The 15,911-nt window shown below is 67.3% G+C and carries 15 protein-coding genes; 9 read left to right on the top strand and 6 right to left on the bottom strand.

Features of this window, described 5'->3' with window-relative positions; genetic code table 11:
• Position 1: 1 nt before the first annotated feature.
• Genes ACE3QY_RS15815 through ACE3QY_RS15805 form a run of 3 tightly spaced genes read left to right on the top strand, consistent with a single transcriptional unit; the run spans position 2 to position 1,180 of the window.
• Positions 2-226, top strand: coding sequence for an Lsr2 family protein (locus ACE3QY_RS15815; RefSeq protein ID WP_374457001.1), 225 nt, complete (start codon positions 2-4; stop codon positions 224-226).
• Between the two features lie 37 nt (positions 227-263).
• Entirely contained in the window at positions 264-539 is a 276-nt protein-coding gene (locus ACE3QY_RS15810; protein WP_374457000.1) for a hypothetical protein, read from the top strand.
• Positions 536-1,180: a Fic/DOC family protein gene (locus tag ACE3QY_RS15805; RefSeq protein ID WP_374456999.1), complete on the top strand. Its 645-nt coding sequence runs from the start codon at positions 536-538 to the stop codon at positions 1,178-1,180. Before ACE3QY_RS15810 ends, ACE3QY_RS15805 begins: the two co-directional genes overlap by 4 nt.
• A gap of 132 nt (positions 1,181-1,312) precedes the next feature.
• Here the strand turns inward: ACE3QY_RS15805 and ACE3QY_RS15800 are convergent, their stop codons facing one another.
• Together ACE3QY_RS15800 and ACE3QY_RS15795 are read right to left on the bottom strand one after the other, a co-directional pair.
• Entirely contained in the window at positions 1,313-2,140 is an 828-nt protein-coding gene (locus ACE3QY_RS15800) for a hypothetical protein (protein WP_374456998.1), read from the bottom strand.
• Between the two features lie 362 nt (positions 2,141-2,502).
• Positions 2,503-3,414 carry a tyrosine-type recombinase/integrase gene (locus ACE3QY_RS15795; RefSeq protein WP_374456997.1) on the bottom strand — a complete coding sequence of 304 codons (912 nt, stop codon included), beginning with the start codon at positions 3,412-3,414 and terminating at the stop codon, positions 2,503-2,505.
• Positions 3,415-3,916: 502 nt separating this feature from the next.
• Between ACE3QY_RS15795 and ACE3QY_RS15790 the strand changes: the two genes are divergently transcribed.
• Both ACE3QY_RS15790 and ACE3QY_RS15785 read left to right on the top strand, forming a co-directional pair.
• Positions 3,917-6,106, top strand: a complete 2,190-nt coding sequence (locus ACE3QY_RS15790; RefSeq protein WP_374456996.1) for a hypothetical protein — start codon at positions 3,917-3,919, stop codon at positions 6,104-6,106.
• A 719-nt stretch (positions 6,107-6,825) separates the two neighbouring features.
• Positions 6,826-7,401: a hypothetical protein gene (locus tag ACE3QY_RS15785; protein WP_374456995.1), complete on the top strand. Its 576-nt coding sequence runs from the start codon at positions 6,826-6,828 to the stop codon at positions 7,399-7,401.
• Positions 7,402-7,724: 323 nt separating this feature from the next.
• Here ACE3QY_RS15785 and ACE3QY_RS15780 read toward each other — a convergent pair whose 3' ends face one another.
• Positions 7,725-9,191: a hypothetical protein gene (locus tag ACE3QY_RS15780; protein WP_374456994.1), complete on the bottom strand. Its 1,467-nt coding sequence runs from the start codon at positions 9,189-9,191 to the stop codon at positions 7,725-7,727.
• A 128-nt stretch (positions 9,192-9,319) separates the two neighbouring features.
• Positions 9,320-10,285, bottom strand: a complete 966-nt coding sequence (locus ACE3QY_RS15775; protein ID WP_374456993.1) for a hypothetical protein — start codon at positions 10,283-10,285, stop codon at positions 9,320-9,322.
• A gap of 594 nt (positions 10,286-10,879) precedes the next feature.
• Here ACE3QY_RS15775 and ACE3QY_RS15770 point away from each other — a divergent pair.
• The 3 genes from ACE3QY_RS15770 to ACE3QY_RS15760 are packed head-to-tail and all read left to right on the top strand — an operon-like array spanning position 10,880 to position 13,872.
• Positions 10,880-12,103, top strand: a complete 1,224-nt coding sequence (locus ACE3QY_RS15770) for a hypothetical protein (RefSeq protein WP_374456992.1) — start codon at positions 10,880-10,882, stop codon at positions 12,101-12,103.
• Positions 12,096-13,223 (top strand): hypothetical protein, encoded by a 1,128-nt coding sequence (locus ACE3QY_RS15765; protein WP_374456991.1) that lies wholly within the window; start codon positions 12,096-12,098, stop codon positions 13,221-13,223. The genes ACE3QY_RS15770 and ACE3QY_RS15765 overlap by 8 nt, the downstream gene beginning before the upstream one ends.
• Positions 13,224-13,233: 10 nt before the next feature.
• Positions 13,234-13,872 carry a DUF2461 domain-containing protein gene (locus tag ACE3QY_RS15760; RefSeq protein WP_374456990.1) on the top strand — a complete coding sequence of 213 codons (639 nt, stop codon included), beginning with the start codon at positions 13,234-13,236 and terminating at the stop codon, positions 13,870-13,872.
• 7 nt (positions 13,873-13,879) lie between these two features.
• On the opposite strand, the gene ACE3QY_RS15755 is transcribed toward ACE3QY_RS15760, so the two are convergent.
• Both ACE3QY_RS15755 and ACE3QY_RS15750 read right to left on the bottom strand, forming a co-directional pair.
• On the bottom strand, positions 13,880-14,638 hold the full coding sequence (locus ACE3QY_RS15755; protein ID WP_374456989.1) for a hypothetical protein: 759 nt from the start codon (positions 14,636-14,638) through the stop codon (positions 13,880-13,882).
• A gap of 10 nt (positions 14,639-14,648) precedes the next feature.
• Positions 14,649-15,155: a SigE family RNA polymerase sigma factor gene (locus tag ACE3QY_RS15750; protein WP_374456988.1), complete on the bottom strand. Its 507-nt coding sequence runs from the start codon at positions 15,153-15,155 to the stop codon at positions 14,649-14,651.
• 149 nt (positions 15,156-15,304) lie between these two features.
• Between ACE3QY_RS15750 and ACE3QY_RS15745 the strand changes: the two genes are divergently transcribed.
• The gene (locus ACE3QY_RS15745; RefSeq protein ID WP_374456987.1) at positions 15,305-15,841 is read left to right on the top strand and encodes a hypothetical protein; all 537 of its coding nucleotides are present in this window, start codon (positions 15,305-15,307) and stop codon (positions 15,839-15,841) included.
• The last annotated feature ends 70 nt before the right edge of the window (positions 15,842-15,911 follow it).

The following is a 15,911-nucleotide window of genomic DNA, read 5'->3' as shown; positions in this document are numbered from 1 at the left end:
GATGGCGAAGCGTGTAGAAGTCACGTTGGTGGACGACCTCGATGGAAGCGCCGCGCAACAGACGATCACTTTCTCCCTCGATGGATCGGCATACGAGATCGACTTGAGCGACGAGAACTCGAACCGATTGCGAGACGCGCTGGCCCGCTACATCGAAGCCTCGCGAAAAGTCTCCAGCACGCCGGGCCGCCGCCGGACACGCTCCGCGTCGCGCCCCGCCGGCTGACGCGCGCAGCCCTGTTGTCTGCCCCGCTCACCGGTCAATGGCTTGCCAACACACGCACGCAAACTGCGGTCCAGTTCTCGTCGAGCGTCGCCACCAGTCGGTACACTGGACCACCAAGAACGGAGTGATCACGATGACAGTCGACGAGCAGTGGCAGCGCGAGCGTGCGATCCGAGACGCACGGCAGACCAACATGCTTGAAGGTACTCGCAGCACTCCCGCCACCCGGGCCGATGAGGACGCATACCAGCGTGGGGAGATCGACCTGTCGCAACTGAGCCAGAGGGTGCGAGCGCGTTACGGCCTCGCGTGACAACACGCCCCTGGGAGGTTGGCGGCCACGACGAGCGGTGGGACGGCTACTTTGCTGGACCGGACCTCGCCGTCCTCGCCAACAAGGTCGGCGCGACTACGCCCGATGAGTTGCACGCGGCGGAGAACGATCTCCTCGAAGTGCGTTTCGTCGAGCTTCGCACCGGTGCAGTCTGTCTGTCGCGCTCGTACGACACCCAACACTTGAAGGCCATCCACTTTCATCTTTTTCAGGACGTCTACGAGTGGGCTGGCGAGGAGCGAACCGTCGGGCTGCGCAAAGGTGGCGGCGACTCCTTCATGCCCCCACTCGAGATCGAACGTCCTCTCGAACACGTGTGGCAACGCGTGGCAGAGACCGACAAGTTGCGCTCGATCGAGGCAGACGAGCTACCCCATGAAGTGGCGTATCTGTACGACTACGTCAACTTCGCTCATCCGTTCCGCGAGGGAAACGGTCGGACGCAGCGAGAGTTCTTCGACCAGCTGCTGTCCGAATCTGGCCGCGGCATCAACTGGCAGCTGATCGAGAAGGACGACCTGCACACTGCCTGCCACGTCGCCCGAAACGACCAGGACCTGGAACCGATGGAGCGACTGTTCGCTACCATGCTCAACGGCAACCCGGCGTACCAGTTATGAGAGTTGGCGGTCCTTGAGCGACTCCGCGGCACCAGGCGGGAGCAGCGCCATCTTCTGTTGCCTTCTCTCTGCGCCCTGGATCATTGACGGGCCGCTAGCTGGGTATGTCGTGCGAGCGGGCGCAGCGATCGTTCAATCGCTTCCTGCAGTCGCCCGAAGTGCCTGGCGCAGGGTGCGAAGGTCTTCCAGCTGCCAAGGCATCTCCTGGGCGTCGGCTCCTCGCTGGGCTGGGTCGAGGTAGCGGCTCCATGCGATGCCAAAGAAGCAAGTCTCGTCGGGGATAGCGGGACCGTCTGTGAAGTGGTCGATCAGCCACTTTTCGGCCGTGTCAGCGTCGAGCAGACCTGCGGTTGGCTGGTCTCGGGCCGGGTCCTCCTGGCCCGTCTTCTTCACGACGGCATGGTTGGTGCACGCGTAGAGCATCTCTGCGACGTCGTCGTTGCCTTTGCCGAGCTCGTGCATGCGAGCCACGATCTTTGCCACGGTGGAGGCCGGGACGACGTGCTCCAGCACCAGCTTGCCGCTCCACGAGGCGTGCGGCAGTCGGTCACCGTTCTTATCCACGACCAGTGCGAGCGCGGCTGGCGACCAAGCCGCGTCGAACCCGTACTTGTGCGCCAGCGGTTTGTCAGCGCCGGTTCGCAACCGAGGCACTTCCCAGATGTGGTGGATGGTCTCGCGCGCCACCCGACGCATGACCGATCGCGCCTTCTTCGCGCCCTTCGATTCAGGCAGTGCTTCGGCCTGCCGCAGCGCTGAGACGATGCCGGGAGTCACAGTCATAAGGGCATTCGCGTCGTCAGTGTCCCGGCGATCGTTCCGCTCCTCCCCCTCTCGGGCGCCATAGAGGGTGGACATTCCCAGCACCGTGTCGCGGGTCGTCGCATCCACGTTGAGCGGGTGGCCCTCGGGCACGGCTGGGCCGTCCTCGTAGAATGGGGAGTCGGCACAGGTCGTCATGACGCCATCGTGTCGGGTGGAGCTGCAGCACGGTCGGCGGCGCGCGGCGCATCCGTCCCGTCGGGGCTGGGACAAGCGTGGGGCCTTTCACCGGGACCCGAGTTGGCAGTCAAGTCGCAGCCTTAGAGGACGTAACCCCTGGGCCTGTAGGCATACTTCGCGCAGTGCTGTCACAGCCCGTAGCTGTACGGGGCTGGCGTGTTCCAGAACTCTCGCTCGGTCGTAGCAGCAGTCGCGGGCAGCCTCGAGCCGACGGCTGCCCGCAGCTCCTGACAGTCGCTGAGCCACCACGGAGTAGACGCGTGGCGGTAGGTGCCGCCGACATTAAGTGAGCCCGAGTGTCGAGATGCGTGTAGCAGCGCTTACGCCGGATCGTCTGCGGACGAAACCTCCGAGGCCCCGGAGCCGGAAAGGAACGCGACGAGCGAGTGCACAGCGTGGTCATCCAAGCTCGTCCTGTTGCGGTCGTAGTGCATGGTCGTTCGAGGGTCTGAATGCCTTGCGAGGTCTTGGACTTTTCGGAGCGATGCGCCGGACTCCAGCGCGTTGGTGATGGAACTGTGCCGCAGCAGGTGCGGGGTTACTCGCGCGGGGATGCCTGCCTGTCGGGCCAAGTAGCCGACGATCCTGTAGGTCCCCCGGCGGCAGAGCGGCTGCCCGTCGCGTCCGCGCAGTAGTTGACCGTGGGTACGACCCTCGGCAGCCGCGTCGAGTGCACGCAGTACGGGCACTGGGAGCGGCATGCGAGCGGGGACATGTCCCTTGCCGGTGAAATGAAGGACCCGGTGTCCGCGCACCGTCTGCTGATAGTCCTCAATCTGGATCGAACACGCCTCACTGGATCGCAGCGCCATGCACGCGAGGAGGTACGCGATCGCGCAGTCGCGCGCCGACCGCTTCGAACCTGCTTCGAGGAGAGCTCGCATCTGTTGGCGGTCAAGGCCGATGGTGTCCGTGACCCCTCTGGAGAGTCGTGGCCGTCGCGCCAGAGCCGCCGGGTCCCGAGCGATGATCTCCTCATTGAAGGCGTAACGGTAGAAGCCCCTCACGGGCACCAGCGCCGTGTGAATGGTCGAGATCTTTTGGTTCTGCTCCTCCTGCAGGTACTTGATGTAAGTCTCGACATCCGCGCGTTTGGCTTGAAGAGGCTCGATCGAGTTGTCCCTGCACCAAAGCAGCCATCGGTCGAGTTGATAGGTGTAGGTCAGCAGGGTGTTGTTGGCGTAGGGGAGCAAGAAAGCTCGGCGAACTTGCTGGGCATCCGGGTAGGTCATCTGGCCATCAGGCCCCAAGAGTGCGAACCGGCGCAACGGCGAGTTTTGGCCGCGACCGGGTGTTGTCCCGCGCAACGTTGATCTCGCGCTGCCACCCCTTGAAACGTCCCGACCGACATTCTGCAAGGGCGCCTCGTGGGTGGTCGTGGGCCGTCGGCAGTTCGGGCTGGTAACCTCGCAACACCGAGATCTCCGGACCTCGGCCACGCACACCGCTTCGATCCCTCGAAGCCTGGTCGTCGAGGCAACATCGAGCTCGGCGCCGCGTGAGGGCTGGCACCGTCTCCTGACGGCCACCTCGGCACTCGTGCCGGAAGACCAGCAATCACCTCCAGGTCGACAGCAAGTCGAGCCGGCCCAGCGTGGGACTGACAACAAGAGTCAGCCCCATGGTGGATTGGATGTCACAACCCGATGAAGTCGGTTTGTGACGGCGGGGTCGGGACACCCGTCTCGGCCCGCGGACCACTCCGCGAGCGTGTGACCGCAGGAAGGCGGCCACATGAACACCCAGCAGGACACTCAGAACACCAACGTCGGCAAGGAGAAGAACCCGCACAAGACCGACCTGGATCGCACCTTCCCGGTACTCAAGCACCGTCCCGCCCCGTTGGCGGTGCCGCCAGCGGCCAAGGTGCTCGCACCGGTGCGCACGGCGCTGCTCAAGAACCCGGAGGTCAACCTCCCCGAGGGTGCGGCCGGCGTCGTCACGGCGGGGCTGGTCGACCCGGCCCGGTTCCGCATGCTCACCGAGGCCCATGGCACCGCGGCTGGCGAGTCCACTTCGTTGCTGAACCGCAAGCGCGTGGGCGGTGGCGTGCTGTTCTCCACCCCACAGCACGATCGGCTCATCGACATGGGGGTCCTGCCAGACGTCGCTGGCGCTCGGTGGACTCATCTTCTCCACAACCAGCTCGACGTGGTCTCGGGCGAGCTTCCCACGGCTCACCTGGGCACCGCCGAGGGGCCGGACGGTCACTACGCCATGCTCGAGCTCGACGTTGCCGACCATGCTGAACTCGCGGCTCGCGTCGAGGAGGCCTTCACCAAGACCGTCCCCGACCAGGCAGCTGCCGCCAACGACTACACGGACTCGATCCTGCAGTCGGGCGTGAAGGAGCCCTTGCTTCTGGTGGTGATGAAGGTGGTCTTCGGTGACTCGTCGCCCGACGAGTTCTACTTGGTCAGCGTCGACGGCAACTCCCGCCTGGTGTCGTTGTGGAAGGGCCGCACCGGCGGGAGCACCGCGGACGCTGCGGCCGCCTGCATCAAGGCAGTCATCGGTGTCCCAGCTGGCAAGTCGTGGAAGAGCGTGAGCCAGCGCCAGACGCGCGACCGACTGACCGAGCAGGTCAAGCTGGTCAACAAGGGCCTCAGCGAGAAGCAGTTGACCGAAAACACGATCAGGGCAGGCCACACCCTCACGGCACCAACTGTGGTCGTCGTCGGCGGCCGCAACACCGCAGGCGATGCTGCGCTCACGGACATGGTCGCCGCCCGCGACGACCTGATCGCCACGATCCACACCGACGCGACACCCTGGTCCGAAGCTGCGCAAGCAGAGCAAGGCATGTCGCGGCTGCTACGACGCGCGCTCGCCGGCAACCTCCTGACCGAGGAGCAGTACCGGGTCGTCGAGGGTCAGTGCACCCCGGCCGAGATGAACAGCCTGGTCGGGCTCCCGCCACATCGACTGTGGGCTGCAGCCTTGACGCTCCAGGTCCTCCTCAACCCGTGGTATGAGACCAACGGCACGGGCGTGCTGTTCCGGGAGGAGTTCAACGCCAAGAACCCGACCCGGTTGATGATCGGGCGCAGCGTGGCGTCCACCGCGCTGTCGGGATACCGGTCCTCCCCGACACTCGGCCTGGCCCTGAACGCGTTCAGCGACGGCGGACCCATTGCCGGACTGATTTGGGAGTACCGCTTCAACCTCACGGGGGGAACTGATCCAGTCAAGGTGCTCGACGGACTGCTCCAGACCGCTCTGGGGCCGGCAGGAGCCAAGCGCCGCAACGCTCGAGCGCAGCTTTGCGTGCTGGGCGGCACCGCGGCCATGATTGACGGCCTGATCACCCGAGACCGGGGATCGAAGCTGACCGACGACGGCAAGCGCGCACCGCGGCGCGTGCCCTACCGGATCCGCCCGTACCGGCTTATCGACTCGCTCGCCGCCACCGACGGCGGCCTCCGCGCCCTCCACTCGCTAGCGGTCGCGCACGTCACTGGCAAGGCCGCCAAGCAGTTCCACACCACCGACGACCCCAACGGGAAGTTCCACGACGGCGACGCCAAGCTCGACGCCGCCGGCGCCCACGCGACCATCGAGCTCGAGTGGGACGTTCTCACGGTCGCCGACCCGGCCCGTGCCGAAGACGCCATCTCGGCCGCCGGCCATAGTTCCGGCAGCGGCAAGTCAAAGGACGAGGCGGTGCGTCTGCGCGAACAGATGGTGGGTGCCGCCAAGGAGGCCCTCAAGACGATCGAGAAGCTCGACGCCCTGGCGAAGACGCGAGGCGCCGACGTGTTCGGATCCTACGACGCCGTCGAGGACATCAAGGCTCAACTGCAGAGCGCCCGCGACCTGCTGAACGCCTCCGGGCCGAAGCAGTCAGTCATCTTCGACGACCTCGACGAGGACGACATCGACGACGATCTGGACGACGACGATCTGGACGAGGACGACCTGTGAGGCCGCACCGCGAAATGGCTCGAGGCATTGCCAGCGCCGCCAAGGCGCTGCTTCCTGCGCTCGACCCAGGGATGCTGGACGGTGATGGCCTGGTTGATGGCCGGGCGTTGCGGGCTGCGACAGTGACGGTCGACCAACTTCTCCGCACCCGCCGTGGTCCGACCGCAGCCATCTACATCACTTGGGACGTTCGCGGAACCTGTCGGTACGTGGGCAGTGCCCGGCGGCCAACTTCCCAAGCAGCTGTTCGAGGCCGGCTGCAGGAGCACATGGCGATAGACGGTCGCAGAGACCGGTGGTACGCGATTACCGTGCTGCCGATCCGACCGAGGCTCGGAATCGACCTCGTTCGTGAATGCGAGGGGATCATCGCGCGTCGGCTCAGGCCCGTGGAGGGCAGCACGCATCCGGTCCCTTCGACCGAGCGGCCGCTACGTGAGGTGCTCGCACAACAGCTGGTCGCGGCTGATTGAGGGCTGTCACGGATGAGGGACGGATGCCCAACGGGCATCCGTCCCTCTGTCTCCAGCAGTCTGGCGGATACCCACGAAATACGAGATAACCGATGAGGATGAAGCGCTGGATTGTGATTCCCGCGCTGCGGTCGGGAGCGTTGCCCTTGATACTTGCGTTAGCGGACCGCAGCAAGGCGGTTCCCGGACGAAGGTTGAGGCTGCATGTCGTTGGGGACGGAGCAGGACATGCGCTCGTTTCACTTAGTGAACACGCTGGTGCGCGATGCCTGCGCGTTGGTCATGGAACGCGATGTCCCGTTGCTAGCCACCACCGAGCGAGTCGTAGTTGCGCGCCTTCTCGTCTACTTGGATCGAGCGGTACGACAGCACGAGCAGCTGCACGACTACGACGTCGACTTCGAGTACGAACGCGCGGGCGTCAACGTGAAGGGCTTCGCTGGACGTCGAGCACAAGATGCAGATGGAATACAAGCTTCGTTTCGTCGCAAGATTGTTCCTGATCTACTCATTCACAAACGAACAGTGAACGACGCGACGTCCAACCTCTTGGCAATCGAGGTCAAGACCGATCCGGACGCAGGACTCGGGCCCGATCAAACCAAGCTCACCTTGATGACAGACCCCGACGCCTGGGCGGCCGTTTATCCGGTTGGCGTCCGAGGTGGCACCAGGCTCGCGCTTGGAAGAGGCCCCAGGCCGCGTGACATCGACACTGCCGCATTGCCGCACGTTGTTCATCCATACGCTCATGGGGTCCTGATCGACTTCAGGACTGTTGGACAGTTCCCCGCTCTTCAGTGGTTCCACCGACGCGTCTGAGTTGGCACGTTGACCGCAGACGGCGGCGCGCACGGAAGCCGTGAAGACGGGATCCGGGTTCTATCAACGCCGACCGGGCTTCAACCAGTTCGCCATTGTCTCCCTTAGGCGCCGCGCAGCCTCCCTGGCGCGTGCCGCGTGGTTTGCACCCGCTGCTATCGCAGGCACCGAGTCGACCGTCCACCACCAAGGTCACCGCGGCTCGTCCTTCGGAGACGCCTCCCGGCCGACCATGCCGCGGAAACGTCTGAGCGCTGACAGCACTAGGTTCACCAACTCCTGCGCGCCTTCGAGGGATAGCAGGTGCGACGGTAGCTACCTGATCAGGTCCTCCCGCCAGGGCCGTTATGGATGAGGTTGTAGAGCGGGCGCTCGTTCTTGATTGCGGCCACCTCTGCCTCGGCAAGCTCCTGTTCGCTGTCGAACCGTTCGTACTTGCTCTCGGCGACCTCGTTCCACCAGGTTTTGGTCTTCAGGTGTTCGTGCTGCCGCTGGAACACTGGACGAATGGTTCGGCCGACATAGAGCAGCTGACCACCCGAGTCGAAGTGCCGGTAGAGGGTGGGACGACCGGGACTAGCTGGTTGCGGGGCAGCCGGATTAGCAACGAGAGCGCGGACCGCCCCTTCGGCCCAGTCGTCGAGGTCCAGGAAGTCGATCTCGTGCGGCCAGCGCTCGGCTATTGCCCGCTTGGCGTGGTCTGCAGCGGCTTCGCGGCCCTCGCTCATCAAGCGGGAGGCCGTGTACGAGTCGAAGTACTTCGAACGTGCGTAAGCCATCTGAGCCGTCTCATCAAAACTCTCGATGCCGGCCTCGAACACGGAGTAGGCCACCTCGTGGTCGCATGCCGGGTGCTGCAGGACCTGAGCTGCCAACTCAGGGATGGCTGCCAAGAAGCCCAGCACCTCTCGGTCGACGTTTGGATGGCCGAGGAGCAGCCTGCCAAACCTCGGGTCGCGACCCTCGATGCCGTAGCCCCGGAATCCCGTGGCAACCTCGGTAAGCCACCCCAGAGTGTCGGGTGTGATGGCCGGGTTGTTCGCCAGGGCGTAGTGAACGGGCGTCGCGTGCGTACGGCTACCCGTGAGCTGGTTGGCCAAGCTGACCGGAAGGCGCGGGTTGGACGCCAGGTAGCGCTGCGCAGACTCCGGACCGCTATCGGCGATGTCGCTCAGCACGTCATCTGGTGCGAGGGGATGAAGCGCGGCGGCCTTGGCGATCGACACCTTCGCCCGTGCCCCGGCCCCCATTCCTTCATAGAGCAGCCTCACGGCTGCCGGAGGAAGGGAGTCGTCACCGAGCATTCGGCGCGCCTGGCCGAGGTTGCCGCGCCGCACCACCCACTCTGCCTCATCCACTCGAGGGTCCCGGTCACCCGGCCACGGCCCCGCGTATTCGGTCTGTTGGGTTCGTAGGCGCGACACAACGCGGTAACGGCGAGCGTCGTAAACGAAGTAGCCGCCGATTCTCAACTCGTCTCTAGCGTGCGAGACCGATCGACTGTGGCAATGCGCACCTCGATGTCCCTGCAAGCGTTCGTCGGACACGTAGCCGCCGTGGCGATGCTGTTCGCCGCACAACGGGCAGTCGATTACGACCTGGATGTATGAGCCGTCCCAAGGGCCTCCTTCGACATCGCCCGAACGCCATCGGATCGACCTCAGGATTGGCCACGTCTCGCGGACATAAGCCACAGGAGCCCAGCGACCGGAGCGGCGAGCGACTGCCCGCCCGTTCACGATGTCGTAGACCTCGTCGCCGGAGCGGAAGGGTTCCAGCACTTCCATCACGTCGCCAAACTACCGGCGTCGACGCCGTGACACCTGCGCGTGACCGCAAGCCCGGTGCGCGTGGCGATCAAGACGCACTGGAGCCACGACTCGCTTCCGCGGCGATCAGCTACGACCGCGCTGAGCGCTCAGCCGCGGAACGGTGTGTTCGGCCGCTCTCGGACGATCGCCTCCCCATGTACGACGTCGTAGACCTCCTCGACTCCCACCAAGGGAAACGACTGTCCTTCCAACCGGATCTGCGGAGCTGCGTTCTCGACGGCCGTGACGAAGATTGGCAGGGCGCGTCCCAAAGCGCGGATCGCCTGGTGCGTTTCCCGGTGGGTTTTGCGGATGGCCTGGGTCGATTCCAGCGTCCCCCGCGTCGGGAACTCCTCACGCAGGCGATGGAAGGCTTCGTTGCGGGTTCGAGCCATTGGGCTCCAAGACCGGGAGTTGTAGAGCGTCGCTGAGATCTGAAGGGGCTTCAATGCGCGCGGACGCCCGCCGAACCAATCGACCAGGGCGGGTGCCTGAGAGTGGAACACCCATCCCTTCGGATCGCGAGTGCCGACCGTCGCAGCGGCCTCCAGGACCTCGACCCTCTTGCGGCTCATCGCCGGAATCCTGGCCGCCAGCAGTGGGTCGTCGATCGCTACGCGAAGCGCGATGTTGGTCAGGTAGTGCCCGATCGACACCAAGTACTGCGCGACGCCCTCCAGCGTGAAGCCCAGCCGCAGCGAGTTCCAACGGGCCTCGACCAAGCCGTCGTGGCGTCCGAATCGTTGCGGAAGCGTGCCCAACAGACCCGCGCACTCGCACATTGCGGTCAGCGCCAGAAAGCCGGACTGCGCCGCTCCGTTGCAAAGTCCCGAGATCTCCTGCCAACGCGCGTGATCGCGGCCGGCCCGTTCCTCGAACTCGAAGCTGTCGAAGGTGCTCAGATGCCCTGCCATGCGTTGCCCAAGACTCTCGAAAGTCGACAGCGCATCCCGAGCGTCCGCCAGACCCGCTTCTTCCGCGTCCGGCACCGAGTAAGCCCAGTGCTCCGGGAAGAGTCGATGATCGAGGGTGAAGAAGATCTGGTGGTCAGATGTGATCTGAACGGTCCCCACGCCTGCATTATCCCTGGCTCGGCACGGACGACGCGCCGACTCTCTCGTTAGTCGCCGACAAGGCAAACGTGCCGGCTGGCAACATCAGTTACTACTCGGGCCGACTCCTTGCTCAAGGCCGCGGCGCTTCCTCGACCAAGCCGACAACTTCGAAGGACTCGCCCCTGAGCAACGAGGCCCCCTTCCGCTGGACGCCCAAGGCGGCCTCGTCATAGCTCGCTCGGAGCGTTGGGATTTTCTAGGCGACGCCTTGGGATCTGGTTCAAGGCAAGCATGTGATGTCGCAGGTCAGCGCGTTTCGCAACTACCCCTCCAATCCAATCTTGCTGACCGGGCGATTCCTCCCCGTCAGCCCCGCCGACCGGGCAGTTCCTCCCCGTCAGCCCCGCCGACCGGGCGGTTCCTCCCCGTCAGCCCATCTCGGGACGGGGACGAAGTGCCCGGTCACGCGTCGGGACGGGGAGGAAGTGCCCGGTCACGCCTCGGGACGGGGAGGAAGTGCCCGGTCACGGGTGGGGCGGAAGTGGGACTTGCGCCTTCTGTGGCCAGAGGGGACAGTGGTGCGTCCGTTCTTCTCGGATCGAGGTTCCACCCATGCCTGCCCTTCCCCGTTTCCTCGCCCACCAGATCGCCGGCGGCGACGGCTCCCGCCCGCTCTGGGGGCACCCCGTCACGATCGCTGCGGCTGCGCTCGCGCTGACCCTCGGCGTGGTGCCGTTCCTGCCGGACGGCGACGACGACCAGGGCTCGATCGCGCCGACCGCGGAGACCACCGAGGCTCCGGCCGCCGTCGGCCGCGGGCGGGTGACCCGCGCGATGCAGGCCGAGATCGACCGCGTGCTCGCCGAGGGCTCGGGCGTCGACCGCGCCCAGGGACGTACGGCACTCGCGCGGGCGTCCGTGCGGTGCGCCACCTTCGACGGCCAGCGCTACTGCCTCGGCTTCGGCTGGACCAACCAGACCCGCGAGGCCCTCGCCGCCCGGCTGACGGCGCGCCCGACGTTCGGGCGCGAGCGCACCGGCGACCTCGACGCCGACGCGATGGTGGCCCGCAGCAGCGAGCGCAGCGCGACCGCCCGCACCGAGGCGGAGCGCGCCGAGCTCACCATGGCCGCGCAGTCGGTGGGCAAGGTCTGGATGCTGCGGCACGAGATCCAGGGCGTCGAGCTGCCGGCGGACTTCGCGGCGCGGCACCCCGAGATCGCGATGAGCGACACGGGGACGGACGCGCGCGGCGGCTTCGGGAAGAAGTACCCGAGGAAGTTCTCGATCCTCAAGGAGTCGCGCGCCCTCGCGCAGAACCAGACCTACTGGTGCGGCCCGGCCACCATGCAGGCCATCGGCTGGGGCTCGAGCAAGGAGCGCAAGAACCAGTCCTACTGGGCCCGCCGCCTCGGCACCACGACCGACGGCACGGCGATCACCGACATGGTGCGCGTGGTCAACAACAAGACCGACTACGACGCCCGGGACAAGGCCGGCCCCTACATCGTCCTCGACATCAGCGACTTCACCTTCAAGCAGTGGTACCGCCTGATGATGCGGCACGTCCACGACTACCGCGCGCCGGTCGTGCTCCACCCGGTCCTGCTCAAGCAGTACTACCCCTACCTCGACGACGACGCGAGCGGGCACTTCCAGGTCGGCCGTGGGTTCGACCAGAACCGGAAGGGGAGCCCGCAGATCGGCTACTTCGAGCCGTGGGACCAGTCGAGGTTCGACCCGAGCGAGCCGGCGATCGGCCGGGTGCAGTGGCGCAACGCCTACCGCTCCTACCGCGCCAACCTCGACCACTTCCAGCACAACGTCGGTGTCTGACGTGAGGCGTACGACGATCGCGCTGGCGCTGCTGCTCGCCCTGACGGCGTGCGCGGGCACCGACGAGCCGGACGCCGACGGGCCCTCGACGGCACCGGCCGGCACGAGCGAGCAGCCGAGCAGCGAACCCACGAGCACCGAGCCCACGAGCACCGGCGGCACGCGCGAGGAGCCCGTGGCGGCCGAGCCGGTCGAGCGACTCCTGACGTGGAACGACACCGGCGTCCCGCGCGGGGTCCGCTACGTCAGGGGCCCGGAGTGGGAGGTCCTCGGCGACCAGGGCAACACCACCGTCGACCTGGCGCGCGACGGCGATGCGCTGAGCATCGCCGCCGGCGGCGGGCGCACCATCTCCGAGGTGCTGATGAGCGCCGAGTGGGCCGTCGTGGTCCGCCAGGACAAGGCCGAGACCGAGCCGAGCGAGGTGGAGGTCGTCGACCTCGCCACCGGCGAGCAGACCGCCCTCGCCGGGCCCCCTCCGGCCAGCGGCGGCTCCTGGGCGCTGGTCGGCGGCGACCTCTACTACCCGACGTACGGCGACGACCGGGCGTACTGCCTGGCCACCAACGCGCTGGCCGACAGCAACGGCGAGGACGGCTGGTGCGCGCCGGCGCGCACCGGGTGGTCGGGCCTCACCGCCAGCGAGGACGGCGTCGGGATGATGACCTTCGACGACGCCCGCCCGGTCGCCTGCCGGACCCTCAACCTCCTCGACGGCAGCGGGGTGCCCCAGCCGGTCACCGGCCCCACCGAGTGCCTCGGCTGGGACGTCGCCGCGACCGCCGATGGCGTGGTCTGGTCGGAGGTCCCCCGGGCGCGACGCCAGGAGGAGGCGACGTTCCACGCCTCTGCCAGCGACGGGTTCTTCGACCTCGGCCCCGGCACCACCGGGTCCCTCGTGCCGTGCGGCGGCTCGGTGTTCTTCGTCCGCGACCCGCAGGCGCCCGACGAGCCGGCGCGGCTGATGCGGTGGACCCCCGACCACACGCTCGAGATCGCCTACGAGAGCGACTCGGTCGGCAACGCCTTCATCACCGAGCCCGTCTGTGGCGGCGGCGTGCTCGCCATCTCCTCGATGGGCGAGAAGGGCGACGAGCAGGTCTGGGCGCCCGTCACCTAACCTTCGAGAGGTGAGCTTCACCGGATTCCCCGTCGCCGCCCTCGACTTCTACGACGACCTCGAGGTCGACAACACCAAGTCGTTCTGGGAGAGCCACAGGCACGTCTACAAGGAGTCGGTCGAGGCGCCGATGAAGGCGTTGATGGCCGAGCTCGAGCCGGAGTTCGGCACGGCGAAGGTGTTCCGCCCCTACCGCGACGTCCGGTTCGCCAAGGACAAGACGCCCTACAAGACCCACCAGGGCGCCTTCGTGTCGGCCGGCCCGGCGACCGGGTGGTACTTCGAGATCTCCCCGCGCGGCACCCGCGTGGGGGCCGGGTTCTACGACGCCGAGGGGCGGCGGCTCGCCGCGATCCGTGCGGCGATGGCCGAGGAGAAGACCGGCAAGGCGCTCGAGCGGGTGCTGCGCAAGCTCGAGAAGGACGGCTTCGACGTCGGTGGCGACCAGCTCAAGACCTCACCGCGCGGGTACGACGCCGACCACCCGCGCATCCACCTCCTGCGCCACAAGCAGCTCTTCGTGGGCCGCTCCTACGGCTTCGAGGCCGACGCCATCGACGCCGGCCTCGTCGACCGGGTCCGCGCGGACTGGAAGGCGCTCCGCCCCCTCGTCACCTGGCTCACCGCGGTCCAGGTCGAGCCGGTCTGACCAGGCCTTAGGGCGCGAACCACACGTCGTTCCTGGCGATCTCCACGAGCTCCGGCAGGCTGATCGGCGGCTCCGGCGCCAAGGTGGCGGCGTCCTTGGCTGCGGCCGCGTTGCACGAGTCGACGTAGACCTGCCAGCCGCCCCGGAACGACACCACGCCCTGGCAGGTCACGCCGTCCGCGAGGGTGGGGCCCCAGCGGATCCACGGCTCGGCGGGAGGGTCGAGCACGCAGGCGCCGCCGACCTCGTGGGCGGCCTCCGCGCACTGCTTCGGACTGAGGGCGTCCACCTGCTCGATCCCAACAGTGGTGAGCATCCCGTCGGTGGCGAACTCCACCCGCTTCAAGTGGACCTCGTCCACCACCCTGGTGGTCGGCTCGACCCGACCGCTCCGGTTCTTCCCGATGATGCCGACCACCATGACGGGGATCTCGTCGGCGGTGAAGTCCGCCAGCGGCACGGGCTCATCGGTCGGCGACGGGGTGGCGGCGGTGGTCGGCGTCTCGGTCGCCACGACTCCCCCTCCGTCCGTGGCGATGCCAGGGTCGCGGGCGCTGTCGGCTCCGCCGAGGTGGGGTACGACGGCCGCCAGCCCGCCGACGACGCCGATCACGGCGAGCGAGGCGACCGTCGTACCGATCCGGGCGCGGCGCTGGCGCGAGCGGCCGCGGTCGATGCCGCCGCTGACGAGGCGGTCGACGTCGGGGATGAGGCCGTCACTGGCTCGGCGGAGCAGCTCGGTGACGCCGGTGTCGTGTGCAGTCATGGAATCCTCCTCAGGTTTCCAGCAGGTCGAGGAGGGACGGGCCCAGCACGGCACGGAGGCGGTCGAGGGCGCGGAGCGTGCGGTTGCGCACCGCGCCCGGACTGACCCCGAGCGCGTCCGCGGTGTCGGCCACCGACACGTCCTCGAGGTAGCGCAGGACCAGGACGGCCCGGTCCAGCGGCGCCAGCTCGTCGAGCGCCGCCCTGAGAGCGAGCCCGGTGGCGGCGTCTCCACCCGGTCCGGCCTGCTCGGGAAGGTGCTCGATCGGTGTCTCGTGGGTGCTGCGTCGACGCTGCGCACTGAGGTACGTGCGGGCCAGCGTCGTGTGGGCGTACGCGACCGGGTGCTCGATCGGTGCGCCCAGGCGGCGGTGCCAGCGGACGTAGACCTTGGCCAGGGTCTCCTGGACCAGGTCCTCGGCCCGGTGCGCGTCGCCGCACATCAGCCACGCGGCGCGATAGAGCTGGGGGGTCCGCGCGACGGCGAACTCCTCGAACTCCTCGCTCGTGCGGGGCATGTCCCTCCTCCGTGATGGGTGTCGTTCTTCGGCGTCACCCGGTGAGACGCACTCAACCACGCCGGACGTCACACCCGGTCGGCAAAGAGTTCCCACCGACGACGGCGCGCGTTCACGTGGCTGATACGTGCCGGAGTCAGGCTGTCGCCATGGCCAAGCGACTGTTCCTGCTCCACATCGGCCCCGACCCCGTCGACATGTCCGCGATGACCGAGGCGCTCGCGCTCGGCCGGATCGCGGTGCCCGACGCGCCCGCCGAGGCGTTCGCGCACGCCGGCATCGAGATCCGCCGGACCCACAAGGCGGCGGGGCTCAAGCGCAAGCAGGTCGAGGGCGCGTGGGCCACGGTGTGCCGCCGCGCCTGGAAGACCAAGGGCGACTGCTTCGTCAGCATGCCCGACTTCTTCGACGCGACCCCCGAGCAGGCCGCCCTCGCCCTCGACGGCCTCGCGGACTTCAAGCTCGTCCTCGTCGTGACCAGCGGCTTCGACGTCGAGCCGCCGGCCGCGTGGATGAAGCTGGTGAAGGACGGCCGCACCCATGTGCTGCCCTCCCACCTCACCGACGAGCAGCTCGCCGCCCAGGTCGCGCGCATCGCGCTGATCGAGGAGGAGGCGCGGCTGGAGAAGCGGCTGACCAAGATCTCCAAGCGGCGTCGGCAGGTGAACCGCAAGCTGGCCGCCTGACGGCTGCCCGCCGGAAGTCACCGGATATCCGGCTCTTGTGACGTATGTGTGGGTGATGAGCGTGCCCTTG

This window comes from Nocardioides sp. (assembly GCF_041913365.1).
In the GTDB taxonomy this organism is placed as follows: Bacteria; Actinomycetota; Actinomycetes; order Propionibacteriales; family Nocardioidaceae; genus Nocardioides.
This window is presented reverse-complemented; position numbering and strand designations above follow the sequence as displayed.

What these genes read in the sequence shown, in the direction of transcription:
- ACE3QY_RS15815 (WP_374457001.1), top strand. Translation starts at nt 2, where the DNA reads ATGGCGAAGCGTGTAGAAGTCACGTTGGTGGACGACCTCGATGGAAGC.
- ACE3QY_RS15810 (WP_374457000.1), top strand. Translation starts at nt 264, where the DNA reads ATGGCTTGCCAACACACGCACGCAAACTGCGGTCCAGTTCTCGTCGAG.
- ACE3QY_RS15800 (WP_374456998.1), bottom strand. Translation starts at nt 2,140, where the DNA reads ATGACGACCTGTGCCGACTCCCCATTCTACGAGGACGGCCCAGCCGTG.
- ACE3QY_RS15795 (WP_374456997.1), bottom strand. Translation starts at nt 3,414, where the DNA reads ATGACCTACCCGGATGCCCAGCAAGTTCGCCGAGCTTTCTTGCTCCCC.
- ACE3QY_RS15790 (WP_374456996.1), top strand. Translation starts at nt 3,917, where the DNA reads ATGAACACCCAGCAGGACACTCAGAACACCAACGTCGGCAAGGAGAAG.
- ACE3QY_RS15770 (WP_374456992.1), top strand. Translation starts at nt 10,880, where the DNA reads ATGCCTGCCCTTCCCCGTTTCCTCGCCCACCAGATCGCCGGCGGCGAC.
- ACE3QY_RS15755 (WP_374456989.1), bottom strand. Translation starts at nt 14,638, where the DNA reads ATGACTGCACACGACACCGGCGTCACCGAGCTGCTCCGCCGAGCCAGT.
- ACE3QY_RS15750 (WP_374456988.1), bottom strand. Translation starts at nt 15,155, where the DNA reads ATGCCCCGCACGAGCGAGGAGTTCGAGGAGTTCGCCGTCGCGCGGACC.
- ACE3QY_RS15745 (WP_374456987.1), top strand. Translation starts at nt 15,305, where the DNA reads ATGGCCAAGCGACTGTTCCTGCTCCACATCGGCCCCGACCCCGTCGAC.